This window comes from Parabacteroides johnsonii DSM 18315, from assembly GCF_025151045.1.
Lineage (GTDB): Bacteria > Bacteroidota > Bacteroidia > Bacteroidales > Tannerellaceae > Parabacteroides > Parabacteroides johnsonii.
On the sequence record NZ_CP102285.1, the window covers coordinates 740131 to 765095 of the forward strand.

The following is a 24965-nucleotide window of genomic DNA, read 5'->3' on the forward strand; positions in this document are numbered from 1 at the left end:
GGCCTTTGGCAAATTGATTTAGTTATAAATATTGATTATGTTAAGGGTTAAGGATATATTGAAAGAGATTGAACAATACGCTCCGTTGCCATTGCAGGAGAGCTTTGACAATGCAGGTGTGCAGGTCGGTGATGTGAATCAGCTTGCTACCGGTGTGCTTCTTTGTCTCGACGTCACCGAAGATGTAGTGGACGAGGCGATAGAGATGGGGTGTAACCTGATTATTTCTCATCATCCTTTGGCCTTTAAAGCATTCAAATCCCTGACCGGTTCGACCTATATCGAGCGGTGTATGGTGAAAGCCTGTAAGTATGATTTGGTGATCTATGCTGCCCATACCAATCTTGATAATGCAGCAGGAGGTGTGAATTTCCGTTTGGCAGAACTGATCGGACTGGAAAATGTCCGTGTCCTGAGCCCACAGAAAGGTGCTTTGTTGAAGCTGGTTACTTTTGTACCGGAAGCTTATGCTGATTTGGTGAGGACAACTTTGTTCAATGCGGGAGCCGGAACGATAGGCGACTATGATTCCTGTAGCTTTAATCAGCCAGGGAGTGGAACTTTTCGTGCCGGTGAAGGGACGAATCCGTTCTGTGGTGAAATAGGTGAGTTGCATATGGAGCCGGAAATCCGTATCGAAACGATATTGCCTGCTTTCCGTAAATCGACGGTGACTCGTGCATTGCTTTCCGTCCATCCTTATGAAGAACCGGTGTTCGATTTCTATCCTTTGGATAATGCCTGGAACCAGGTCGGTTCAGGGGTGGTGGGAGAGTTGCCCGAAGAAGAGGGGGAACTGGTTTTCCTGCAACGGATCAAAGAGTTGTTTCAAGTGGGATGCGTGAAGCATTCTGCCTTGACAGGCAAGCCGATACGGGAAGTTGCCTTATGCGGGGGGAGTGGTGCTTTCCTGATCAAAGACGCAATCAATTACGGTGCGGACGTTTTCATTACGGGAGAGGCTAAATATAATGACTTTTACGATGTGGAAGACCGGATTCTGCTGGCGGTTATTGGTCATTATGAAAGTGAAGTCTGTACAAAAGACATCTTTTATAACATAATATCGAAAAAATTCCCTACCTTTGCGGTACATTTTTCGAATGTTAATTCAAACCCGGTAAAATATTTATAGAATGGCTACAGATAAACAATCAGCTGAAAAAGAGATTACAGTTGAAGAAAAGCTTTCTACGCTGTATCAGCTTCAGACGATGATGACTGAAATTGATAAGATCAAAACACTTCGCGGAGAACTTCCTTTGGAAGTACAGGACTTGGAAGATGAGATCGCAGGTCTGGAAACACGTCTTCAGAACTATCAGTCAGAAATTAAAGACTTTGAGAATGCTGTTGTAGAACAGAAACATAAGATTACGGAGTCAACCGGTCTGATTGAAAAATATAAAACGCAGTTGGATAACGTGCGTAACAACCGTGAGTTCGACAACTTGTCAAAAGAAATAGAGTTTCAGGGACTTGAAATCGAGTTCTCTGAAAAGAAGATTCGTGAATTTGGTGAAGCGATCAACCGTAAGAAGGAAGAGATAGCTGAACTGTCCGAAAGACTGGAAGGCCGTAAAGCTGATTTGGTTCAAAAACAGAGTGAGCTGGAACAGATCATTTCCGAAACCAAGCAGGACGAAGAGAGACTGCGCGAAAAAGCAAAGAAGCTGGAAGCGAATATTGAACCACGTCTATTAACTGCTTTTAAACGTATCCGCAAGGGAGCACGTAACGGTTTGGCTGTCGTATATGTGCAGCGTGGTGCCTGCGGTGGTTGTTTCAACAAGATTCCACCTCAGAAACAGTTGGATATCAAGTTGCGTAAAAAAGTGATCGTTTGCGAATACTGTGGTCGTATCATGATCGATCCTGAATTGGCAGGTGTAGAAGAATAATCGGATGCGCGATGTTGTCCGTGCATATATAGAGAAATATCGGCTGCTTACGGAAAACCGTCCGGTTTTGGTCGGTGTAAGTGGCGGAGCAGATTCAATAGCCCTACTCACCATTTTGGTGGAGTCGGGCTATTCCTGTACTGTGGCGCATTGTAATTTTCATTTGCGGGGAGACGAATCCCTGCGTGACGAACAGTTTGTAAGAGAGTATGCCCGAAAACTGGATGTCCCTTTCTTGATGACGGACTTCGATACCCGGAAATATGCGGCCAGCCGTCGTCTTTCCATTGAAATGGCTGCCCGCGAGTTGCGCTATGACTGGTTTGAAGAACAACGGGTCGCGACTGGAGCGCAGGCTATTGCGGTAGCTCATCATCGTGACGACAGTGTGGAAACGCTTTTGATGAATCTGGTACGCGGAACCGGTATCCGAGGTCTGAGTGGGATTCGTCCTAAAAATGGTTTTGTGGTGCGTCCCTTGCTTGCCGTGAGCCGTGAGGATATTTTGGAATGGCTTGCCAGACGCGGTTTGAGGTATGTGACTGATAGCACTAATCTTTCCGATGCCTATACGCGGAATTTTATCCGCTTGCGTGTCCTTCCGCTTCTGAAGGAAATCAATCCTTCTGTGAAAAATTCGATAGCCCGTACATCTGAACATCTGTCGGCTGTTGAAGCCATTTATCTGCATGTGGTGGAAGAGGCGAGGAATACCGTGGTCAAGCAAGGAGACCGCCTTTCTATTGCCACCCTAATGCATTACCCGTCACCTGATGCGATTTTATATGAGTTGCTCAAGACCTATGACTTTACTCGTCAGGTGGCAGAGGATGTTTATTTGTCCCTGACGAAAGAATCGGGTAAAACTTTTTTCTCTTCTACACACCGGTTGATAAAAGATCGGGACTATTTATTGTTGTCTCCCCTTGTAAAGGAAGAGGTTTGTGAATATACACTGACCGGTGGTGAGAAAGTTTGGTCCGGTCCTGTTGAACTTTCTTTTGAGAAGATTGTTATTAAGAAAGATTTCCATATCCGGAAAGACAAAAATATCGCCTATTTTGATTACGACAAACTGTCCTTTCCACTTACCCTGCGTACATGGAAAGAGGGAGATTGGTTTATCCCTTTTGGCATGAAAGGGCGGAAGAAATTAAGCGATTATTTTTCGGATCATAAGTTCAGCCGTTTCGATAAAGAACGAACTTGGCTTTTATGCAGCGGAGACGCTGTTATCTGGATTGTAGGGGAACGCTCCGATGATCGTTTTTGCTTGGACAAAACAACTAAAAGTGTGTTAGTTGTGAATTTTTTTTCGACAAAAAGCGAGAGTAAGTAAAAATATTATTACATTTGCAAAGATTTACTCCGCAGATGTGTTACTAATGATTCAAATTAGCTCAACAATCCGGTTTTCACATGAAATTATTAATTATCAAATTATAAAAGATACAATGATTGCGTTGTACACGTGCCGTGCCAGGTCGTGTAGTACGTCGTTTTTATTATTCACTTCGCATTATGCAAAAATATAACATTCTAGAACTAAATGAAAAACTCCTTCCTGAGTTGCAAAGTATAGCGGAAGAGTTAGGTATTAAAAAAGTAAGTTCTCTTAAGAAAGAGGAACTTGTATACAGGATTCTTGACGAACAGGCCATTTCATACGCTGGCATCCAGGCTGAAAAGGAGAAAGAAAAGGAAGCAAAGAAAGCAGAAAGGCAGACTAAGGCTAAGAAAACAAAAGCCGCGGCTCCAAAAGGCGCAAAAGCTGATGCCAAAACAAAAGCTGTTGCTCCCGCCACACCTGTTGAAGTTTCGACAGAAGAGGTCGCCTCAGAGGCTCCGGAACAGCCCGAACGTAAAAGACGGACACGTATTGACAAGAAAGAAAAAGTGGCTGCGGCTGCTGTTCCTGTCCAGAAAAACGAAGAAGCAGTCGTTTCTAAAAGCACGGTTTCAGTCAATGCTCCTGTATCCGAAGCTCTAGTTCAAGTAAATGACACAACTGCCGATGTTCCTACTGAAACGGTAAAACCAGCAGCAAAGAAAATGGTTAAGAAGACTGACAAGCCTGTAGAGAAACCGTTGCTTCCTCCCGTTGTGGTGGAATCGGACAACGGAGAGCTTCCGGCGGAAATTGCTCCCGAGGTAACGGAAGAGCCGGCTGTAGTGGAAACTGATGCGCCGGCTTCGACTCCGGTTGATGAACCTAAACGTGTGGTATTCCGTCATCCGGACACCAAATCGGTTCTCGATCAGCTTTTCCCATTCTCTTCTACACCTGTAAAACCGGAACCGAAGGCACAGGCAGAACAACCTGCAGCCGCTCAGCAGAACAATGCTCGTCAGAATAACAATAGACAGAACAATCAGAATAATCATAACAACCAGCGCAACAATAATAACAACAATGCTGTGCAGGAAAAACAGTATGAGTTTGACGGTATACTGACAGGGGTAGGTGTGTTGGAAATGATGCCTGACGGATATGGTTTCCTGCGTTCTTCTGATTATAACTACCTGACTTCCCCGGATGATATTTATGTATCACAATCGCAGATCAAGTTGTTTGGCTTGAAGACTGGTGACGTGGTGGAGGGTGCTATCCGTCCTCCGAAGGAAGGTGAAAAATATTTCCCGCTTGTTAAAGTAGACAAGATCAATGGCCGTACGCCGGAAGAGGTTCGCGACCGCGTTCCTTTCGATCATCTGACCCCTCTTTTCCCGGACGAAAAATTCATGTTGACGGCCCGTAAGTCTCCGAAAGTGTACGACAATATCGCCGTACGTGTAGTTGACTTGTTTTCACCGATCGGTAAAGGACAACGTGGTCTGATTGTAGCCCAGCCGAAGACCGGTAAGACAATGCTGTTGAAAGATATTGCCAATGCGATTGCTTCCAACCACCCTGAAGTGTATATGATTATCCTGTTGATCGACGAACGTCCTGAGGAGGTAACCGATATGGCTCGTAGTGTAGATGCCGAAGTGATCGCATCTACTTTCGACGAACCGGCTGAACGCCATGTGAAGATCGCAGAGATCGTTCTGAACAAGGCTAAACGTATGGTGGAATGTGGCCATGATGTCGTGATCCTGTTAGACTCTATCACGCGTTTGGCTCGTGCTTACAATACGGTTCAACCGGCTTCTGGAAAGGTTCTCTCCGGTGGTGTGGATGCGAATGCTTTGCAGAAACCAAAACGTTTCTTCGGGGCTGCCCGTAACATCGAAAACGGTGGTAGTTTGACAATCCTGGCAACGGCATTGACAGAAACCGGTTCGAAGATGGACGATGTGATCTTTGAAGAATTCAAAGGAACGGGGAATATGGAATTGCAGTTGGATCGCAAACTGGCGAACAAACGTGTTTATCCGGCTGTCGATATCACGGCGTCCAGCACGCGTCGCGACGATCTGTTGCAGGATGAAAGTACGGTAAACCGTATGTGGATTTTGCGTAAGTACTTAGCCGATATGAACTCTATGGAGGCTATGGAATTTGTCAAGAAACGCATGGAGCAGACATTTGATAATATGGAGTTCCTGGCTTCGATGAACGGATAAATAGGAGATTCCCGATATTTATAGAGGGGGGACAAGCACATTTTGCTCTCCCCCCTTTTTTATTTATTCTTTCTCAAATGTGTTCCTGTATTCTGAGGGGGTCATACCATACTTTTCACGAAAGATACGGTAGAAGCTGCGGACGTTGCTGAAGCCGGAATCGGTAGCTACGGCCTCTATCGTGTATCTTTTGTAGTCTTTGAGTAGGTGGATGGAATAGTCCAAGCGCTTGTTATTGATATATCCGCTAAAGTTTGTTCCGCTATATGCTTGGATCAATTGGGCGAACGTGTTTTTGGAAATATGGAGTTGGTTCAGTAGCAGTTCCCTGGATATGTTCGGGTCCAAGAACAGTTTATCCTCTTCGACCAGGCGGTCCAGTTCTTCAAATAGCTTTTTGTCTTCTGCTGACGTTCGTATGTCGCCATAATCTTCTTCCTTTTCTCTGGATTGTGTTTGTTTCCCGCTTGCTATCGGAAGAGACGGCTCATGTTGCTGTTTTAACAGCTGTTTGATTTCTTCGTTAGCCTTATGCAGTTCTTCCCGGTAAGCCAATTGGCTGTCGATCTGTCTGGCTAGGAAACGATTCTTGCGTTTGATTGCACGTAGATGACGAATAACCAGATAGAATGCCAGTCCGGCGAGGAATAATACTCCCAATATTGCAACCAATATGATGTGTTGCTCTTCGAGTTTGGCCTTTTGTTCTTTTATTTGCATATCTTTTTCGTGTGTCTCATAGATTTTGGCCAGTTCCAAGGCTGAACTTTTTTGTTCCCGCACTTTCAGACTATCTATTAAAATGGCGAGGTCCTTGAAATATTTGGCCGCCTCTTTATACTCTTTTTTCTTTTCATAGGCATCTCCAAGTGAACGCTTGATCGTTCTCATGTGGTAAGTGACTGTGTCATTATGAGTGTATAAGAAATCTTCATGTGCCTTATTCATCTCGATTACCTTGTCATAGAGCTTTCTGTCCATCAGGTAAGGAATAATCAGATAATCATCTTTGCTATAAGTATCTCCGATTGCCAGCCAGGCTCGATACGCTTCGTCCGCTTCCTGCATCCTACCCAAACGTGAGAGGATGAGTGCGCGTTGGGCGTACATCGTCTTTTTCTCCTTGTCTGTCAGGCTGCCGATATCCGTTGTCCCCTCCATATCCTTTGTCACGATTTCCTCTAGCAGATCGAGAGTCTTTAGTGCTTTTTCATACTGATTGTCCCGTTGCTGCATGATTAGCAGCGTGTTATAATTATATCGAAGATTGTCATATTTATACTTGTAATCAGTGTTTTTCATTAGTTCGATGGCTTCGTTCATCAATTCGTATCCCTGTTTTTTATCTTCTTGATAATAAATCATTTTACCCATGTTGAACAATGCTATCGATTCCATTTCTTTATTTCCGCATGCTTTTGCTTTTTGTAACAACAGCTTTACGTAGTCAGCTTTCTTCAGCTCGTCATGCAGGCAGTCGTAACTCGAAATCATTCGGTGAACCTGTTCCATATACAGCTTATCGTTCGCTTTTACAGAATCGCTTTCCAATGCCCGCTTATAAAACTTTAAGGCTTGGTAGTACTTGCCTGTATTAAAGTATAAGTCTCCTTCCACAATATCCATACGATGTGGTGAAAGAGTTTTCCGTTCCCTTAGTTTCTCCATAATTTGTTGTGCCTTATCAAAATCAGAAAAGGTATATTCGTACACATAATCATCTGTTATCAGGCTGTCAGATAGAGATATGTTTTCTGCAAAAGCATGTATTCCGGCAAGGTTGCTTATTACGATTATCCACGTAAAAAGAATTCTATGGTAAAGGTTGTTCATGTTCTTATTAATCTGTTTTTCGGCCCAAAGGTAGTAAAAATGAAACAGATGTCATCAGAGTATAATCTATATAATTGGAGAGATACCAAACATGCTTTGATTCATACCAGCGGCTTTTTATGACTAAAAAATAAAGGTGTCCAAACGACTTTATCACAATTTTTTAGGAACAAATTTCACGGAATTATACGAGTAAATTTATTTTCTTTCCGTATTTTCTGTGAAATCTGTACCTAAATTGTATCTGTTAGCAGGCTTTTGTTTTGGTACCTCCATTTATAAATGTAGCTTATGCTTCCTTTCTTGGTCTACCTCTACGGCGCTGGTTACCGCCGCCGGGGTGATTGTTGCTTTTTCCTTTTCCACCGTCTTTACGGGGGCGTCCTCTACCGCGGCGCATATTGGAATATTTTTCGGGTTCGTATAAAGGAGTTTCTCCGAATTTAGGATCGATCGGTATTTTGTAGATTTCCTTATCCAAGAATTCTTCGATGCGTTTGAATTGGAATTGTTCTTCGGTTGAAATGAAAGTGATGGCCAGCCCTTCGCCGTTTGTTCCGCGGGCAGTACGGCCGATGCGGTGTACGTAGTCTTCCGGATCGTGGGGTATGTCGAAATTGATTACCAGTTTGATGTCGTTGATATCGATACCGCGCGAAACGACATCAGTGGCAACGAGGATATCGATACGCCCGTTCTTGAACTCTTTCATCACTTCTTCACGCTGTGACTGCTCAAGATCCGAATGCATGGCAGCCACATTGAACTTCATCCGTTTGAGGGTGGATGCTAGCTCTTTTACTTTCATTTTCGAAGATGAAAATATGATGACACGCTGCGGACGACTCTGTGAGAACAGGTCTTCCAGTATGCGCAGTTTCTGCATGTCATAGCAGACATAGGCCGTTTGCATGATTGTTTCGGGTGGACGGGAGATGGCTATTTTGACTTCTTCCGGATTTTTCAAGATTGTTTGAGCCAGTGTCCGGATCTTGGGAGGCATGGTGGCGGAGAACATGATGGTTTGGCAGGTTTCTGGTAATAGCTTGTAAACCTGCATAATATCATCATAAAATCCCATGTCGAGCATCCGGTCCGCTTCGTCCAGGATGAAGAAGGAAACTTGTGACAGATCGACAGTGCCCAGCTTAATATGCGACAACAGACGTCCGGGGGTAGCAATCACAATATCAGCACCCATTTCCATTCCCCGCTTTTGTTGCTCCCAGGCAATGCCGTCCGTTCCTCCGTAAACGGCCACGGCGGAAACGGGGACAAAGTAGGTGAAACCTTCGATTTGCTGGTCGATCTGTTGGGCCAATTCGCGTGTGGGAGCCATGATAATGGCATTGATTGCATTGGCTGGATGTAATCCTTTGCTGAGTTCATTGATCACCGGCAACACATAAGCCGCAGTTTTTCCTGTTCCAGTCTGTGCACAGGCAATAATGTCTTTCCCTTCCAAAATAACCGGAATCGTTAGTTCCTGTACTGGAGTTGTCTCCAGAAAATTCATTGCGTCAAGGCCATCCAATACGGCCTCTTCTAAGTCCAATTCGTCAAATCTCATCTTTCATCATTAAATTCCCGGTAAAGGTAGATAATATTTGGCAATATTTATTACACAGAACGCTGCTCTTCTTTCAAAAGAGGTGTTTTTTCAGGAAGAGATTGATTTTAGTAACGTTTTCCAGGAGAGATTGTGATAAAAATAAATATCTTTATACCCAAATTAGCATTTTAAAGCATTTTGTTATGGGCAGCACTTATGGCAGGAAGGATATCCGGCCAATCTTACAAAAGCAAGATTCATTACATGAATTGATTAATACGATTTTGGATAAACTACCGTTAGGCGTTTTTGTAAAAGATGCGGAAGATGATTTCAGGTATCTGTATTGGAATCGCTTCATGGAAGAAATAACCGGCATTGATACGGAAGAAGTTGAGGGGCATAATGATTTCGAGCTGCGTTTTGATGCGATCATGTCCGCAGAAGAGCGTTTAGGGCTGGATCGTGATGTCATGGAGACGGGTAGGACTATTGAATTTAGTGGGAAGATTTCTGACGCGTATGGTATCCGGAAGGATATTGAAGTTACGAAATTCCCGATTGCCTTGAGTAATGGCAAACCTCTTTTGCTGGCTTTATGGCGGGATGTTACGGTCCGCAACAAGATGGAAAATACCTTGAGGCGTTCGCAGGTACTGACTAAGATGGCTCTACATTCCAATGACATCCGTCTTTGTTCCATATTTGTAAATCCTGACAGCAAACGGAATTATGATGATGCGGTTGTCCAAGTGAATAACTGGTTGCCGGGGAAAGAAGATGAACTGATCGATATTTCATGGCCTCGATTTGCTGCCCGGGTTCATCCTGACGACAGGGAGAGACACGATGAGGCTTTTCGGAAATTGTGTGCGGGAGAGATATCGGAAGTAAAAATCGAGTTACGTGTGAAATATCCGGAAATGATCAATTATCATTGGCGTGAATCGTCGGCAACCGTTTATGAACGGGATGAACGGGGGAGAGCACTTGTGATCCTAGGATGTACGATCAACATACAGGAGCGTAAAGGGCAGGAGTTGAATCTGGAAGAAGCCAAGCATAAGGCGGAGCTTGCCGATAAGATGAAGTCCAAATATCTGGCGGATATGAGTCATGAGATCCGTACCCCGCTGAATGCGATCACCGGTTTTTCCGAATTGATGGCTTTTGCCGATTCGGATGAGGAGCGCAAGGGGTATTATGAGATCATCAAGACCAATAATCTGCTATTGATGCAACTAATAAACGATATTCTCGATCTGTCCAAGATTGAAGCCGATGCCATCAAGATCAGTTATGAACCAGTCGATATAAACGAACTGATGGATACAACATTTGCCTCTATCAAACTCCGTATGCCGGAAGGGGTGCAGTTGTTTTTGGAAAAGGGCAGTTGTACATGCCGTTTCGGAACCGATAGTATCCGCCTGTTACAATTGATCAATAATCTGGCGAATAATGCGATTAAAAATACCAAGCAGGGTAGTATCACGTTGGGATATACCTGTTTACCGGATAAGCATCTGAAATTTTATGTGAAGGATACGGGAATCGGTATCGCAAAAGATAAACTGGAGAGCCTTTTCACACGCTTTGTCAAAGTGAACGATTATGTGGAAGGAATCGGTTTGGGGCTTGCCATCTGCCAAGGTCTGGTAACTAAAATGGGCGGCTCTATGCATGTGGAATCCGAATTAGGGATCGGTTCGACTTTCTCTTTCGTATTGCCGTCACATGAGGGATAATGTAGCAATTGGAATATTGGACTACTGTCACATTATTTATAATATTTTTTGTATATTTTGTCGAATGTACCGTTCTTGCGTATCTGGTCCAGCCAGCTGTTCAGACTGTCGAGTAGGATAGGAGAGTCTTTACGAACTGCCCAGGATTGGAGTTGCGTGAAACTTATGTCTGTTTTGATATCAATTTCCGGAAGCTGTTTTTGAGAAAGGACAGCTATCTGTTGGTCGCAGACAGCATAATCGATGTCTCCTTTGGCTACCATGATGGCAAGTTGTTCCCCGGAGTATAATTCGTCTTCTATCACGTAAATCGTATCGCCGATCTCATGTCCTAAGTTTTGTAGCCTGAGTTGGGCGGGAGAATCTTTCGGGATATATAAAGTCTTGCCAGCCAGATCGAGCTGGTTACGGATGGGTTTGAGTCCGTTATTGGCCTTTTCTGTTCGTTGTATCAAGACTTGTTTGTCGAGGATGATCGGTTCAGTGAACAGATATTTTTCTTTGATCTCGCTGGTGATCGGGATATTACGGGCGACAATATCGCACTTGTTATCTTCAAGCATATCGAAGCTTTCAGCCAGGCTCATCTCCAAAAGTGTCTGTACTTCCAGGCCTGATAGTTGAGCGATAGCCTGGCTCAGTTCATATTGGAAACCTTCTATCGTGTCGCCTGCCACATAATACCCCGATTGATTGTATTCGGTCACCAGCCGCAGGATTCCTTCTTCTTTGATCTCTGGATAATCGCGTGGAAGGACTTCTGCTTTCGACATGGCTTTCAGGCGCCATAACATGATCATGGTTGCAACGGCGATTATCAGCAGTCCGATGTAGACTCCTATCAGTTTCCTCGATTTCATAAAATCAGTTGTTGAATGTGACAGCGACGCCCATTTTCAGGACGAACGGATCCAGCGGATAATGCGCCAGCGAGAAGTAGTTCGGATTGACGAACTTGGAACCCAGGTTATAGCCCATCACAAAGAAACGAGCCTGTTTCAGATGGAAATTGACATAAGCATTGACTAGCGGGTAATTTCCGACCTTCACTTCATCCTGTATCTGGAACTGCTGTGTAGCCGGTTCGTAATACGGGGCGTAGTAAGATGTGTTATAATACATATTGGCACCCAATTGTACCATCAATACCTTTGCTACCTTAAATTTCAGATACATATTGGTATATAGGCTGATTTGAGGCAAAGGGAGTACGCTTTTGTCGCTGCTCAGCTGATAGGCTACTTCGTTTTCCCATCCGAAAGCGCGGTACATGACATCTTGTTTGATGCGGGCATTTATCACTTGCAGATTTCCACTTTTCTGTTCCGGCATTCCTTTTTTGTTGAAGAATACATAGTTCTGTATGCTTTCGATCCCGGCAGACAACTGTGTCCGTGTGGACTCCAAATTGATCTTGGCTCCGGCATAGATTTGCTGGATCATGTTCATATCCCGGTTATCCCACCAGAAATAGCGGGAATGGAAATGACGCATATAGAATGAAGGAGTGACATTCTTAATGTATCCTTCCGCACTGATCGTCGCGTCTTTTTTAAATAGCTTGAATTTGGTTTGCAGGTTTCCCGTTGCCCGAAATTCTCCGATATCGTCACCTACGACGCAAAGTTCTCCACGGGCGTTGTAAGTCAAGATATTTCCTCGACGCTTGGAGATTTCGGCTCCAATATATGTTGAGAATTCGTCATATACTTGTGTCACCGGAAATTCGATGGTGGAAGGAGATGCATCTAACCCGCTTCCATATTCAGGGTCGTAAGACAGTCCCGGTATTTGGGCCGGCAACTGGAATTTGCGCTTGTCGAACGTAGCAAAGGCGGTGATGCCGAACTTGGCCCAGTCCTGAAAACCTTCGCGGAGGGAGAGCCCGAACGTATTACGCAGATTCCAATAGGAAGTACGGTCGTCGACACCCGTACCGTTTTCCAAACCGAATACACGTGGGTATCCATCCGGAGTCAGATAACATTCGTTTAGATTCTCGTCTGCTTCCGAGCGGAAACGGCGACGGTTGTCCTGATATTCCAGTGTATGAATGATACTGGATACGGGGATAAATACTTTCACGGGATTTCCCAACGTGTCCACTTCCTCTTCCAGCTCGCGCTCGAATCCGAGGTTATAGTGGTGGCTGAGGAAATATTGTTTGCCACGTACACGGTTCCATGCTTTGACTGGATAACGCGTGTTGAATGCTTTCGGGTCATCCTGGTTTCTCTCGCCGGCAAAATATTGGTCCGGGTTGGTGATAACCGAGTCGTTGGCCAATCCTCCGTTTTCGTAATTTATGAAGTTGAAGTTGCTCAGATAGGCATGCGCTTCGTAACGATCCGACTTGTAACTGCCGAAAAGACGATAGCTCAACAGTTTATTGCCGTTATTCTTGTAATATCCGCGACTGTAGATATAGTCCAAATCGCCACCAACGTTGATCTTAGGGCCGAAGTTCATGGTTAGTGTGCCTTTCAATCGTTCGTTTTTGCTTTCACTTCCCCCCATAGTCGTGTACATTACGTTTGTGTAAGGGATTTTTGTATTGTAATACTGTGCGTTCTGAGGGTCCGTTATATAATAATCGTAAGCATCGGCAAACAGGAAATCGCGCGGTTCCTTGCGTTCGGAAAAGATACGGGTTTGTGCCGGTGATCCCGTATTGGCCAGGTAGCCGACTGCCAGTGATTCGGCTTCCACCAGTGTACTGTTGGCGAAATTCAATTTATGCGTGTCCAATGGAGCAATATAAGGATCACCCAATAGAGGAGTAAGCCGGTAGGCCGTGATGCGTCTGTTGTTTGTTGCTGAGCTGTCTGGAATCAGCAGGCTGTCAGGAACTTCCTGATTGGCTTTGGATAGGTTCCCGAGCGAGAATCCTTTCCGGTCTCCACCTGGTCGGCGTTGCGCATGCAGAGCCGAAGCGGATATTATCAAGAGTAATAATATGTATAAGCTATGCTTCATGAGGGGCAAAGATAGTAATAATGTGCCAATTTAGGTAATGTGCCAATTAAAGAAAACTCCTAATAAGGCTTCCACAATATTAATTGGCACATTGACTCATTGGCCTATTGGCACATTATTACATTTGCACTTTGGTAATAATCTCCATACCCTTCTTGATAGCCGCCTCGTTCATCGGGATGAGCTTGTGGTGGCGTTCGGGCAGGGATTTCTTCAAGCCTAACAATACGTTTTCCAGTTTCACCATCGGGACGATTTTCAGCAGTCCGCCGAGGATCAGCATATTGAATGCTTTCTCGTTTTTCATTTCGGTAGCTGCGTCCATCGCATCTACGCGATATACACTGACATCGGTCCGTTTCACCGGTGTATGGATTCCGTATCCGTCATAAATAATGATACCGCCTTTTTTCACCTTGTTTTCAAACTTGTCCATGGAAGGCTGGTTCAGGATGATAGCAATATCATATTCGTTCAATACGGGAGAGCTGATGCGGTCGTCACTCAGGATAACGGTTACGTTGGCTGTTCCACCACGTTGTTCAGGGCCGTAAGAAGGCATCCAACTGACTTCCTTCCCTTCCATCAGGCCGGAATAAGCCAAGATCTTACCCATTGACAAAACCCCTTGTCCACCGAAACCTGCTATTATAATTTCTTGCTTCATTGCTTCAAAAATTAATAATTACTTATTATTCTTTATTCTTGAGATCTCCTAACGGATAGAACGGGAACATATTCTCTTCCATCCATTTGTTTGCTTTCTCAGGTGTCATTTTCCAACCGGATGAACAGGTGGAAACGAATTCGACAATTGAAGTACCTTTGCCGGCCATCGAGTTTTCGAATGCTTTGCGGAGCATCTTTTTTGCTTTGCGGACGGCTGCGGCAGTCTGTACGCTCTGACGGGTGACCAGGCAAGTCCCTTCCAGTTGTGCAAGCAGATCGCCGATTTTCAACGGATAACCGTTTAGGGCGATGTTACGGCCGTAAGGGCAGGTTGCCGTCGGCATTCCTTCCAGTGTGGTAGGAGCCATCTGACCGCCTGTCATACCATAGATAGCATTGTTAACAAATACGATCACAATATTTTCTCCGCGGTTGGCTGCATGGATTGTTTCAGCGGTACCGATGGCAGCCAAGTCGCCGTCACCCTGATAAGTGAATACCATCTTGCCCGGATTCAGTCGCTTAACGGCTGTCGCGATAGCAGGTGCACGTCCATGAGCCGCTTCGATCCAGTCGATATCCAGATAATTATAGGCAAATACGGCGCATCCGACAGGAGAGATGCCGATTGTTTTATCTTCCATACCCATCTCGGCGATCACTTCGGCAATCAGCTTGTGTATCACGCCGTGGCTGCAACCGGGACAGTAGTGCATGGGATTTTCATTCATCAACCCAGGTTTTCCATATACCAGGTTTTCCGGTTTTATTATTTCGTTAATTTCCATGTTTGTAATAATTTAGCTAATAAATCTCATCAGATACTGAACCAAGCGGAAACAGATCGCCGCGCCACCGCAATACAGGAATGGCAGTCGGTTTTCAGGGAAGGCAAAGTAGCAAATTACTGCTGCCACTGCCAAAACCATGAATAACCAGGTCAATATCGTGTCAATTTTACTTCCGCGAATCATGATTAAAAATTAAAAAATAAGGCCAGTCGGCTAAAGGATTTTAATTCTTGATTATTAATTCTTTCAGCGCATTCAGTACTTCATCCGGCGTGAATACGATCCCTCCGAGACGGCCGAAATGTTCAACCTTTACTTTGCCGTTTACGGCCAGACGTACGTCTTCGACCATCTGTCCGGCGTTCAGTTCGACGGAAAGCATACCCTTTACTTTCTCAGCATAAGCAGCGATTACTTTCGTCGGGAACGGCCACAATGTGATGGGACGGAGCAGACCGAGCTTGATGTCTTCCGCACGTGCTATTTCTACCACTTTCTGGCAGATACGGGCGGAAGAACCGAATGCGATCAGCAGATATTCGGCATCCTCGCACTGGAACTCTTCGTAGCGGACTTCATTTTCTTCGATCTTCCGATATTTAGCCTGGAAGCGGATGTTGTTTTCTTCCATCTTTGCCGGGTCCAGTTCCAGTGAAGTAATGACATTCGGTTTACGGCCGGCTGTCTTTCCTTGTGTGGCCCATGGGCATTCGGCTATGATTTCTTCTTCTGTACGGCGCGTATGGAAAGGAGGTAATACCACTTTTTCCATCATCTGGCCGATGATGCCGTCTGCCAGGATAATAGCAGGATTACTGTACTTGAAAGCGAGTTCGAAACCCAATCCGACGAAGTCCGCCATTTCCTGCACGGAAGAAGGGGCGAGTGTGATCAGGCGATAGTCGCCGTGTCCGCCGCCTTTGACTGTCTGGAAATAGTCGGCCTGGCTGGGCTGGATTGTCCCCAGGCCGGGGCCTCCACGCATCACGTTTACAATCAGACAGGGCAGTTCGGCCCCTGCTATATAAGATATACCTTCTTGCTTCAGACTGACACCGGGGCTGGACGAGGAAGTCATCACGCGTTTACCTGTACCTGCACCTCCATATACCATATTGATGGCTGCCACTTCACTTTCAGCCTGTAATACGACCATTCCGGTTGTTTCCCATGGCATTTCGGCCATCAGGGTCTCGAGTATCTCCGACTGCGGAGTGATCGGGTAGCCGAAGTAGCCGTCAACACCGTAGCGAATAGCCGCATGGGCGATAGCTTCGTTACCCTTCATTAATTTTATTTCTTCTGCCATACCTTTATTTAATTGTCAATTCTCTTCTTGTAGATGGTTAAACAACCGTCCGGACAAACTAACCCGCAACTTGCACAGCCGATACAATCATCGGGGTTTTTCATGTACACATAATGGTATCCCTTGTTGTTTACTTCACGCGGGTGCAATTCGAGTACATCCGACGGGCAGGCTACTACGCAAAGGTTACATCCCTTGCATCGCTCTGTGTTTACAACAACAGCTCCTTTTATCTTCGCCATAATTTATTATATTTAAAAACTAATGTAACACTAACTATCTCATTTGCGACTGCCAAAGGTAGTAAAAACTTTACAGAAAGAATCTTTTTTACTTTAATTAGTATGAAGTTGTTACTTCCGGCAGCCTTTTAGAATCGCCACGAGTCAAGGCGACACCTGTTTTGTGGCGACGGGAATCAGGCGGACGGGACTGTTAAGTCCTGATGGCATCGGCTCCCATTTGTCGTATTGTTTCTGCTGATAATTCAGGTCGACCATGTTGATCTCCTTGAAAATTCGCCATGTTGTTTTTCTCCGGTCGTAATCGGCAATCCTGTTTGCGGGCAGGTTGGTCACATCCACATCGATCCTGTTGACTCCCGGCTCCAGATATTTTCCGACTTTCAAGCGGAAAGGAACTGCCCAGACTGTTCCTACCGATTGGCCGTTGATGTAGACACGTGCACTTTCCCGTACATCCCCCAGGTCCAGTATCCAGTCGTCGGCTGTCATTTCGGGTAGTCTGAACGTCAGGCTATACCGTCCGGTCGCCATGTTTCGTCGTGCGTCCGGATGATCGAGCGTGGTCCAGGAGACAGGATGGTCTATCATGAATGTCTCCGGAATGGCCGGTTCGCTTTCAGGAAAGCTTAAAGTCCAGCCATGGTCCAGACCGATGCTGAGAGGCTGTTCATGTATATAATTCCAGGCCGGGCAATCGGGTGTCTTTTCGGTGAAAGTCTGCAAGATAAGCGATCCTCCGGATGGTATTTGCAGGTAAACCTCTGTTTTTCCTTTCTGCCGGCGGATGCGTGCGGCGCCTCGCTCCTTCGTCATCGGATCGAAAAGGATGGCGGCATTGGCCTGAACACCCAGTGGAATCCAGCCGTCGACCCCTTTTTTCTGCAAAGAGGCGATAAAGTAATGGTATCCGGTCGCATTCGAGCGACGGATGCATTGCAGGCCGAATCGGGTTTTCATCTCTTCCCGTGCGACACCGCAAGCTTGCAAAGCAAGAGAATAGTCGGAACCGGTGATGATCCGTCCCTTTTGCAGGCTGTTCGTTTCGGTTTCGTCGAAAGAGGCGGTTGCTGGTAGCTTCTCCCATGCCCGGCGAAAGCGCTTTCTTCTTTCATCCAGATCTCCGAAGCCGGGTACATCTTCCGGATAGTTCCCGATGAAGACGATCGTGGCCCCTTCTTTTGCTAATTGTACCAGATGGCTCAGAATATCGGCCGGCATATAACGAACGGCAGGAATGACCAGTGCCTTGTATGAGGAGCCGCCCGAAGTCACCAATTTTCCGTTTTTGATACCAGTACTCCGGATAAAATTGTCGGAGATGTAATCGACATCATATCCACTATTGTAAATGGTGTGTATGGCACGGATAAACAGGGGAGCCCGCTGTTGCATTTTGTGAATATCGAAAGCCAAGAAGCGTTCGCTTGCTTCCTGCCACATGTCGTATATCGGCAAATAGACCAGGAAGTCATTGTCCGGTTTCCCCATCTGTAAAAACGACTGGCAACGGGTGATATAATCGAAAAAAGCGGGGGCATCTTTCCATATGCTGTTTGTCGGCGACATGTTGACGGACGCGTAGAACAGCCAGCCGGGCCATTCCGCCTCGCGGGGAGAATAGGGAGTGCCGTGTAAAAACATGTGGTTGACACCCGATACGAACATCAGGTCCATATCCGGTTTGCATTGTGATAGCGACGTACGGAAATGTTCGGTCAGCCAAGTGAATGTCTCCGAGGAGGTATATTGCTTACCGGCTATATGGGCCGCCGAGGAGGCATACTTGAGCATCGACAGGTCAGAGTCGTTCTTGCGTGTTAGCGAATCCTGGCGTAATCCTTCAATATGAAACTGAGAGAGGCCGAACCCTTCGCATTCGGGGATATCGACCGTGGCGTACAAGTCGATTAGGTTGCCTGGCGAACCATGTGCCTGGTTACGGGTGAGGCTTCCACCCCGGTGCGCCCATTCCGTCCATTGGCGGGTGAAGTTTTCCAGTAAAAGTTCCGCCAGTGTTTCCCGATAGTCAGAGAGGATGCGGGCGGTCGTATCTGTCCGAACGGGATTGAGAAATTCCGGCAGGTAGTTTTCCAGTCGGTATCCACGCCTGTGGGCGAATTCGGTAAGCAAGCTGGGTGTCCAGTCGGCTCCGTACACTTCATACGAGTCGTTGAAAAAGGTGTGCGGATAGGGAACCTTGTTTTCCCGGAAAGCCTGTTCGAAAGTCGCGAAATACTGCTTGACGGCTTTTCCGGAAAAATGATCCATTACATAACCTTTCCCGCCGGGAGCCGCCCGTTTCACTTGTTGGAATGTTTTCCCGCAGAATAAAGCGATCAGGCGCCAGTTTCCTGGAGGAGCCGTCCAGTCGAGCCAGTTGTTTTTCACTTTTGATGTGATGTCGATCCGTTTTCCCTTATCTGAAAAGGCCATCAGACGGTTCAGACTGGCGACACCCCGTTGTTTCGGGTCCTCCACTTCGATCGCGATCCGAAGTCTTTCTCCCTCTTGGGCCGTATATTCCTGGAAGATCGCTTTGGTTGCTGCATTCTCTAAGGAGATCATCGGGCCACCGAAAGGCCAGCCGGTTCCTGCGTTCATGTCCGTTTCCATTCCGAGACGTTTGCATTCGGAACAGGTGTGCTGTAACATCCGCATCCAGGTGGGAGATAGGAACGGTATTTCGTGTGTGTCATTTCCCTGTACACCATAGATTGGGGTGATTTCGACACCGCCTAACCCTGCTTGGGCATAGGTTTCCAGGTTATAAGTCAGGTTCGCCGTGTCTACTGCGCTCCCTAGCCACCACCAGCGGGTTGCAGGACACGATTCGATCGTGATCTCCGGCCACGATTGCGAGAAAACCGGTATTGCGGTTGTCAAGTAGATCCCGGCAACGGTCAGGATATGCTTGAAATGGGGGATGATGTCCATAATGGATGTTGCTTTTTCAGGGTTAAAGATACAATGTTTTTAGTAAATTAGGAATAATGTGCCCAAAAATGGATTATTTCACTTCGAACGAAATTGTCTTTCGATTGCCCTGGTTGTCGATTAATGTCAGGCGGTGTTTGCCAGGGGAAGCGGAACTGCTGATCTGGTGGTGGTCCGTCGTTTCGCCGATATAGGTTTCGTCGAGATGCCAATAAAGGATGGCATCCGGGCGGGCATGGGCGGCTTTGAACACGAATTGCTCCCGTTTGTCGGAGAAACCTTTCGGGAGGTAGAGGATAGCGCCCGGTTCCGGATAGATCAGTTCGATTTGCCGGTTCCGGTCCTCTCCGCATCCCGGTTTCACAGGTGGTAGGGGCACGTAGTCGATATGATAGTTCCGGTAATAATATTCTTCGGAAGGAGGCAGTACGAACCACGGATATGCGATCATCCGGTCGACCGACTCGCATGAACTGTTCACCCGGAAACGGCCGTCCTCTGAAAGATGGACAAGCCGGTGGTAGGGGCAGACTTCCGTTTTGTCGGCAGAGCGAGGCATATAGAGCGTGTCTACCCGGTTGCAGATCGCGGAGGCCTTGTGTCCGCTGAGGTGGCAGACTGCCGTCGGGAGAAGTTCGTCGTAAGGCATGTCGAACCAGCCGCTCCCCGGAAGAAGAGAGAACAAGTCGAACAGGACGGGAGCGGCATTTCCTACACCAGTCAGTCCCGGCCGGCCTTCTCCTGAAGCGTTTCCCACCCATACACCCACCGTATAGCGAGGAGTCGTCCCGATCGCCCAGGCGTCTCGTCCGCCATAGCTCGTCCCTGTTTTCCAGGCCACTTGCTTCATGGAACCGAACTGTTGCCAGTCTGCTTCCTCTTCGGGGCGGTTCAGCGCCGACATCGCTTCGAAAGTGAACCAGATGGAAGCGGCGGAAAGGAGTGGCTTGTCCGTAAGCCTTTTGTCCGTGACGGATCGGACCGGATCGGTCGGAGAGGCCGGAAAAGGGGTGAGCGGATGAATATCCGCCGGGTTATATCGCCCGTTGTAAATCCGGTAATGTGCGAGTGTACGTGCCAAGGAAGCATACATGCCGGTGAGGTCCCATAATGTCCCTTCCGCACCTCCTAAGATTAATGAAGCCCCGTAATGTTCTTCGGAAAAGCGTAGCGTAGTCATTCCCATCTTTTTAAGCAGTGACATGAACCGCCCCGTATTGTAGGTCGAAAGCATCCTTACCAGCGGAACGTTGAGCGAACGTTCAATCGCCCGGTGCGCCGGGACCGCCCCGTAGAAAGTCTTGTTGTAATTTTGCGGGGAGAAACCGTTCAGGTTCAGGGGCACGTCCGGGACGAGCGTACCGGGGAGCAGTTGTCCGTCGTGCAGCATGGCAGCATAGAGAAAGGGTTTCAGGATGCTGCCCGTGCTACGTGGTGAAGTGATGATGTCGACTTGGTTCCCTTTGCGGGCATCGGCCTTGAAGGTGACGTTTCCCGCATAAGCAAGCACTTCGCCCGTTTCGGCATTGGCGATAAGGGCGGCCAGGTTATGGATGTGGTTGGAGGCGTAGTCTCGAGCGTAGCGGTTCACGATCTCTTGTGCCTGCCGTTGCAACATCCGGTTGACAGAGGTCGTGATACGTGTTCCCGGAGCGTCGGCCGCCAACCGTTCGAGCAGGTGGGGTGCTTCGTCGGGCAGAGGAATAGGCGCTTCGGGAAGGGGTTCGAGGAGTGATAGTTCGTATTCGGTTTCGTCCAATATCCCTTTTTCTTTTAAAACGGTCAGGAGCTTGTCGCGTTTGGTTTTCAGCCGTGCCCGGTTGCGTCCGGGATGGATCAGGGCGGGCGAGTTGGGCAGGACGGCAAGTGTGGCACTTTCGGCCCACGAGAGGTCGGCGGCGCTTCGCCCGAAATAACGCCAGGCTGCTGTCTCGATGCCAACGACGTTCCCTCCGAACGGGGCGTGCGAGGCATAGAGGTTCAAGATTTCATGCTTGTCACAGGCTGTTTCTAAAAGGAGGGCGTAGCCGGTTTCGATCATTTTTTCATACAGGGTACGGTTTCGGTTACCCCGTGCGATCCGTGCTAACTGCATGGTGATCGTGCTTCCTCCACTGACGATCTTGCCTCGGCTGAGGTTGGTCCGCATGGCCCGGGCGATGGCGGTCGGATCTACCCCCGGATGTTGATAGAAGCGTTTGTCTTCATAGGTCAGCAGGCAAGTCACGAACTTGTCGGGAAGGGTGTCAGCCGGAGGGAAACGCCATTGGCCGTCAGGTGCGATCCGTGCCCCTAACAGCTGTCCGTCGGAAGAATAGAGCAGGGTGGAGCAGGCTTCCGGAAAGAGTGTCCGGGGACCGGTTAGATAGAGGACCGTTCCTATCAGCAGCTTTATGAGAAATAGAAAAAACATAGCCTTTTTCTCGATTTTGTTGAAAAATGAGTTTAATATACGAAGATAGCGGATTCCGGTAGAATCAGATTATTCTTTTAGGTAAAAATCAAAATTGGTATCCGGAACGTATTCTTTTTTCTTTTTTATTGGGACTTCTTGTCTTTTGGGATCTTATTGTATTGATTGAAAAATATACATTGGTCTAAATCGAAACTACTATCCCGTCTATTTTGATTTTCTACCCCATATAATTCAAATTTCCTGCAAGGGTAATATTTTTTAAGAAACAGTGTGTTTGTTTAAGTAGTTGCTATATAGTGGATTGGATGCTAATGGCGTTTTTGGGGGACTTATTGTTTATTTTAATAATTTCAACGCTGCTTTTTGAAACCTCTTGATGATGGTGTGATAGTCGGATAAAGTGTCCAATAAATGGACAGCAGTGTCTAATTTTTTGACACTGCTGCTGTTTTTGTTTGTCTTTATGTTGCTGATTTATTGATGTTTAATTTGTGTGGCATGATTTTTGCTTTTAAAATGAAGAGATAAAACTGTAGGATGATGAGGGCTTTGTTACACAACTTTTTTGGCTCGTTGCGGTGGTTCAAGTTATAGACAGTCTTAAAAGTAAATAAATAACAATTGAATATGAAAACGATTTTGCGGAATTTCTTTAGTGTGCTCCGTCGGTTTAAGGCAGCTTCAGTTTTGAATGTACTGGGGTTGAGCATTGCATTTGTGGCGTTTATGCTCATTATGATGCAGGTGAATTACGATTATACGTTCGACTGCAGCCATCGGAATGCCGATGCTATCTTCCGGGTAGATATCGTACATGGAAGCAAAGGATCGCAGGCTATTATCTGCCGTCCGTTCGCACGGGCATTTACCGAATCGTCTCCCCATATAAAAGGCGGATGTCTTTTGAACGCCTGGGTGGGTAGCCCTTTCTTCTATGTCGAACAGAACGGGCAGCGGACGGGCTATCGGGAAAATGCTTGGGAGGTGACTCCCGGCCTTTTGGACGTGATCCATTTTGATATGCTTGAAGGGACCGCCCAAGCTTTGGACGAACCGGGTAGCGTGATTCTTCCGGAAAGTATGGCAAAGAAAATTTTCGGGAATGAAACGGCTGTCGGCAAACAACTTATTGCTCCCAACGTTGAGATGAATGCACAAATCATAAAAGGCGTATATAAGGATTTTCCACGTAATTCGGCTTTACAAAATGTAATATATGTGGCTATGAATCCGAAGGAAAACTATGATAACTGGGGAAACTGGAATTATTTTTTCTTCGTCCGTCTCGATGATCCGGCCAATAAGGAGAATGTCCTGGATAATTTCAAAAGTAATTTTAATGCAAAAGAAGCTTTTGGCAATGAGTTTGAATGGGGAGGTGAGGAGAGTTTCGACCTTCGCCTGACCTCTTTGCCTGATGTCCATTTCTTGAATAACGTGGATTTCGATTCGATGCCGAAAGCGAGTCGCCAGACGTTGCTTGTACTTTTCTCCATCGCTTTTGTCATCATTATTATCGCTGGTATCAATTTTACCAATTTCAGCACGGCATTGACTCCTATGCGTATCAAGAGTATCAATACGCAGAAGGTGTTGGGTAGTTCCGATCGTATGTTGCGTGGAAGCTTGTTGGTGGAGGCGGTTGGCGTCAGTACGTTTGCTTATCTGCTTTCCCTTCTTTTCTTATATGTAATACCAAAAACACCGGTTGCTTCCCTGGTGGATGCTGACATCTCGTTCGGGGCTCAGCCGATGATCATAGCCGGCACAGCTGTGATCGCTGTGATCGTAGGTGTATTGGCCGGCCTTTATCCTTCCTATTATGTCACCTCTTTCCCTCCGGCATTGGTGTTGAAAGGGAGCTTCGGTCTCTCGCTTGCCGGACGCCGGATGAGAAGCGTGTTAGTGGGAATCCAGTTTGTGGCTTCTTTCATTTTGATTATCGGTTCTTTGTTCATGTACTTGCAAAACCGGTATATGCAAAATGCGCCGTTAGGCTACGACAAGGAAGAAATGATTATCGTACATTTGAACAATAAGATCAATAAAGACCGGGACGCTTTCACGAACCAGTTGAAATCGTTCTCCGGCGTGGAGGACGTGACCTATTCCCAATTCCTGCTTTCGAGCCAGGATCAATATATGGGATGGGGGCGTGACTATAATGGAAAGAATATAAACTTCCAGTGTCTTCCTGTTTCTTCTTCTTTCCTGAAAGTGATGGGTATAGAGGTCAAGGAAGGCCGTGATTTCCGTCCGGAAGATGATCAGAAGGAGACGGGTTGCTATATATTCAACGAAAAAGCAAAAGCTCAGTTAGAATTGAAGTTGAACGAACAGATCGACGGTGACGAGATCATCGGTTTTATCCCGGATATCAAGTTTGCCTCTTTCCGTCAGGAGGTCACTCCGATGGCTTTCTATCTTTGGGGGAAATATCAATGGGGACAGGAAGGCAATTATTATAATGCCGCCTATGTGAAGTTTAAGGCTGGAAGTGATCTTCGTGCTGGGATGGAGCACGTACGCGAATCGCTGAAAAAGTTCGATTCGGAGTTTCCTTTTGTGATCCGTTTCTATGACGAAGTTTTGCAGCATACTTACGAAAAGGAATTGAAGATCGGCTCTTTGATCACGTTGTTCAGCCTTGTCGCCATCTTTATCTCTATTGTGGGAGTGTTCGGCCTGGTTGTGTTCGAGAGCGAATACAAGAGGAAAGAGATCGCCGTGCGCAAGGTGTTGGGATCGACAACGGGAGAGGTCTTGTATATGTTTAATGTGAGCTACTTCTGGATTTTGTTGATATGTTTTGTTCTTGGAGCTCCGGTCGCCTGGTACGGAGTTCACCGTTGGTTGGAGAATTTCGCCTACCGTACGCCGATGTATTGGTGGGTATTGCCGTTGGCATTCCTCGCCATAGGCATGATCACGTTTCTGACGGTGACATACCAGAACTGGCATGTTGCGAACGAAAATCCGGTAAAAAACATAAAATCAGAATAAAATCAAAAATCATAATTC

The 24965-nt window shown here is 46.6% G+C and carries 16 protein-coding genes; 6 read left to right on the forward strand and 10 right to left on the reverse strand.

The genetic code is table 11. The annotated features are described in order from the left end of the window. Nucleotides 1-37: 37 nt before the first annotated feature. From NQ564_RS03245 to rho, 4 genes are all read left to right on the forward strand, one after another. Nucleotides 38-1135, forward strand: a complete 1098-nt coding sequence (locus tag NQ564_RS03245) for a Nif3-like dinuclear metal center hexameric protein (protein ID WP_008147339.1) — start codon at nucleotides 38-40, stop codon at nucleotides 1133-1135. A 1-nt stretch (nucleotide 1136) separates the two neighbouring features. Continuing rightward, on the forward strand, nucleotides 1137-1901 hold the full coding sequence (locus NQ564_RS03250) for a zinc ribbon domain-containing protein (RefSeq protein WP_008147340.1): 765 nt from the start codon (nucleotides 1137-1139) through the stop codon (nucleotides 1899-1901). 4 nt (nucleotides 1902-1905) lie between these two features. Further along, nucleotides 1906-3240 carry a tRNA lysidine(34) synthetase TilS gene (gene tilS / locus NQ564_RS03255; RefSeq protein ID WP_008147342.1) on the forward strand — a complete coding sequence of 445 codons (1335 nt, stop codon included), beginning with the start codon at nucleotides 1906-1908 and terminating at the stop codon, nucleotides 3238-3240. A 182-nt stretch (nucleotides 3241-3422) separates the two neighbouring features. Further along, entirely contained in the window at nucleotides 3423-5471 is a 2049-nt protein-coding gene (gene rho, locus NQ564_RS03260; RefSeq protein WP_008147345.1) for a transcription termination factor Rho, read from the forward strand. A 63-nt stretch (nucleotides 5472-5534) separates the two neighbouring features. On the opposite strand, the gene NQ564_RS03265 is transcribed toward rho, so the two are convergent. Together NQ564_RS03265 and NQ564_RS03270 are read right to left on the reverse strand one after the other, a co-directional pair. Further along, nucleotides 5535-7139, reverse strand: a complete 1605-nt coding sequence (locus NQ564_RS03265) for a helix-turn-helix domain-containing protein (protein ID WP_227963213.1) — start codon at nucleotides 7137-7139, stop codon at nucleotides 5535-5537. A 454-nt stretch (nucleotides 7140-7593) separates the two neighbouring features. Beyond that, a complete protein-coding gene (locus NQ564_RS03270; protein WP_008158542.1) occupies nucleotides 7594-8874 on the reverse strand; it encodes a DEAD/DEAH box helicase in 1281 nt (426 codons plus the stop codon). Between the two features lie 185 nt (nucleotides 8875-9059). On the opposite strand from NQ564_RS03270, the gene NQ564_RS03275 reads away from it, so the two are divergent. After that, complete coding sequence (locus tag NQ564_RS03275) at nucleotides 9060-10604, forward strand: PAS domain-containing sensor histidine kinase (RefSeq protein ID WP_008147353.1); 1545 nt, start codon at nucleotides 9060-9062, stop codon at nucleotides 10602-10604. 32 nt (nucleotides 10605-10636) lie between these two features. Here NQ564_RS03275 and NQ564_RS03280 read toward each other — a convergent pair whose 3' ends face one another. The 8 genes from NQ564_RS03280 to pbpC all read right to left on the reverse strand — a co-directional run bounded on the left by NQ564_RS03280 (nucleotide 10637) and on the right by pbpC (nucleotide 21941). After that, on the reverse strand, nucleotides 10637-11464 hold the full coding sequence (locus NQ564_RS03280; protein ID WP_008147354.1) for a transporter substrate-binding domain-containing protein: 828 nt from the start codon (nucleotides 11462-11464) through the stop codon (nucleotides 10637-10639). Between the two features lie 4 nt (nucleotides 11465-11468). Beyond that, complete coding sequence (locus NQ564_RS03285; protein WP_008147355.1) at nucleotides 11469-13580, reverse strand: putative porin; 2112 nt, start codon at nucleotides 13578-13580, stop codon at nucleotides 11469-11471. A gap of 118 nt (nucleotides 13581-13698) precedes the next feature. Then, nucleotides 13699-14247, reverse strand: coding sequence for a 2-oxoacid:acceptor oxidoreductase family protein (locus NQ564_RS03290; RefSeq protein ID WP_008147356.1), 549 nt, complete (start codon nucleotides 14245-14247; stop codon nucleotides 13699-13701). A gap of 25 nt (nucleotides 14248-14272) precedes the next feature. Next, complete coding sequence (locus NQ564_RS03295) at nucleotides 14273-15037, reverse strand: thiamine pyrophosphate-dependent enzyme (RefSeq protein ID WP_008147357.1); 765 nt, start codon at nucleotides 15035-15037, stop codon at nucleotides 14273-14275. Nucleotides 15038-15263: 226 nt separating this feature from the next. Next, a complete protein-coding gene (locus tag NQ564_RS03300; protein WP_008147359.1) occupies nucleotides 15264-16349 on the reverse strand; it encodes a 3-methyl-2-oxobutanoate dehydrogenase subunit VorB in 1086 nt (361 codons plus the stop codon). Nucleotides 16350-16357: 8 nt separating this feature from the next. Next, entirely contained in the window at nucleotides 16358-16591 is a 234-nt protein-coding gene (locus tag NQ564_RS03305; RefSeq protein ID WP_005635283.1) for a 4Fe-4S dicluster domain-containing protein, read from the reverse strand. 144 nt (nucleotides 16592-16735) lie between these two features. Then, the gene (locus tag NQ564_RS03310) at nucleotides 16736-19528 is read right to left on the reverse strand and encodes an alpha-L-rhamnosidase (protein ID WP_129649767.1); all 2793 of its coding nucleotides are present in this window, start codon (nucleotides 19526-19528) and stop codon (nucleotides 16736-16738) included. Nucleotides 19529-19601: 73 nt separating this feature from the next. After that, nucleotides 19602-21941, reverse strand: coding sequence for a penicillin-binding protein 1C (pbpC, locus tag NQ564_RS03315; protein ID WP_008147363.1), 2340 nt, complete (start codon nucleotides 21939-21941; stop codon nucleotides 19602-19604). Nucleotides 21942-22571: 630 nt separating this feature from the next. On the opposite strand from pbpC, the gene NQ564_RS03320 reads away from it, so the two are divergent. Then, nucleotides 22572-24947, forward strand: coding sequence for an ABC transporter permease (locus NQ564_RS03320; RefSeq protein WP_039848054.1), 2376 nt, complete (start codon nucleotides 22572-22574; stop codon nucleotides 24945-24947). Nucleotides 24948-24965 lie beyond the last annotated feature (18 nt).

Excerpts from the sequence above, each read along its gene's own strand:
- NQ564_RS03245 (WP_008147339.1), top strand. The coding sequence starts at position 38 with ATGTTAAGGGTTAAGGATATATTGAAAGAGATTGAACAATACGCTCCG.
- NQ564_RS03250 (WP_008147340.1), top strand. The coding sequence starts at position 1,137 with ATGGCTACAGATAAACAATCAGCTGAAAAAGAGATTACAGTTGAAGAA.
- tilS (WP_008147342.1), top strand. The coding sequence starts at position 1,906 with ATGCGCGATGTTGTCCGTGCATATATAGAGAAATATCGGCTGCTTACG.
- rho (WP_008147345.1), top strand. The coding sequence starts at position 3,423 with ATGCAAAAATATAACATTCTAGAACTAAATGAAAAACTCCTTCCTGAG.
- NQ564_RS03265 (WP_227963213.1), bottom strand. The coding sequence starts at position 7,139 with ATGGAGAAACTAAGGGAACGGAAAACTCTTTCACCACATCGTATGGAT.
- NQ564_RS03270 (WP_008158542.1), bottom strand. The coding sequence starts at position 8,874 with ATGAGATTTGACGAATTGGACTTAGAAGAGGCCGTATTGGATGGCCTT.
- NQ564_RS03275 (WP_008147353.1), top strand. The coding sequence starts at position 9,060 with ATGGGCAGCACTTATGGCAGGAAGGATATCCGGCCAATCTTACAAAAG.
- NQ564_RS03280 (WP_008147354.1), bottom strand. The coding sequence starts at position 11,464 with ATGAAATCGAGGAAACTGATAGGAGTCTACATCGGACTGCTGATAATC.
- NQ564_RS03285 (WP_008147355.1), bottom strand. The coding sequence starts at position 13,580 with ATGAAGCATAGCTTATACATATTATTACTCTTGATAATATCCGCTTCG.
- NQ564_RS03290 (WP_008147356.1), bottom strand. The coding sequence starts at position 14,247 with ATGAAGCAAGAAATTATAATAGCAGGTTTCGGTGGACAAGGGGTTTTG.
- NQ564_RS03295 (WP_008147357.1), bottom strand. The coding sequence starts at position 15,037 with ATGGAAATTAACGAAATAATAAAACCGGAAAACCTGGTATATGGAAAA.
- NQ564_RS03300 (WP_008147359.1), bottom strand. The coding sequence starts at position 16,349 with ATGGCAGAAGAAATAAAATTAATGAAGGGTAACGAAGCTATCGCCCAT.
- NQ564_RS03305 (WP_005635283.1), bottom strand. The coding sequence starts at position 16,591 with ATGGCGAAGATAAAAGGAGCTGTTGTTGTAAACACAGAGCGATGCAAG.
- NQ564_RS03310 (WP_129649767.1), bottom strand. The coding sequence starts at position 19,528 with ATGGACATCATCCCCCATTTCAAGCATATCCTGACCGTTGCCGGGATC.
- pbpC (WP_008147363.1), bottom strand. The coding sequence starts at position 21,941 with ATGTTTTTTCTATTTCTCATAAAGCTGCTGATAGGAACGGTCCTCTAT.
- NQ564_RS03320 (WP_039848054.1), top strand. The coding sequence starts at position 22,572 with ATGAAAACGATTTTGCGGAATTTCTTTAGTGTGCTCCGTCGGTTTAAG.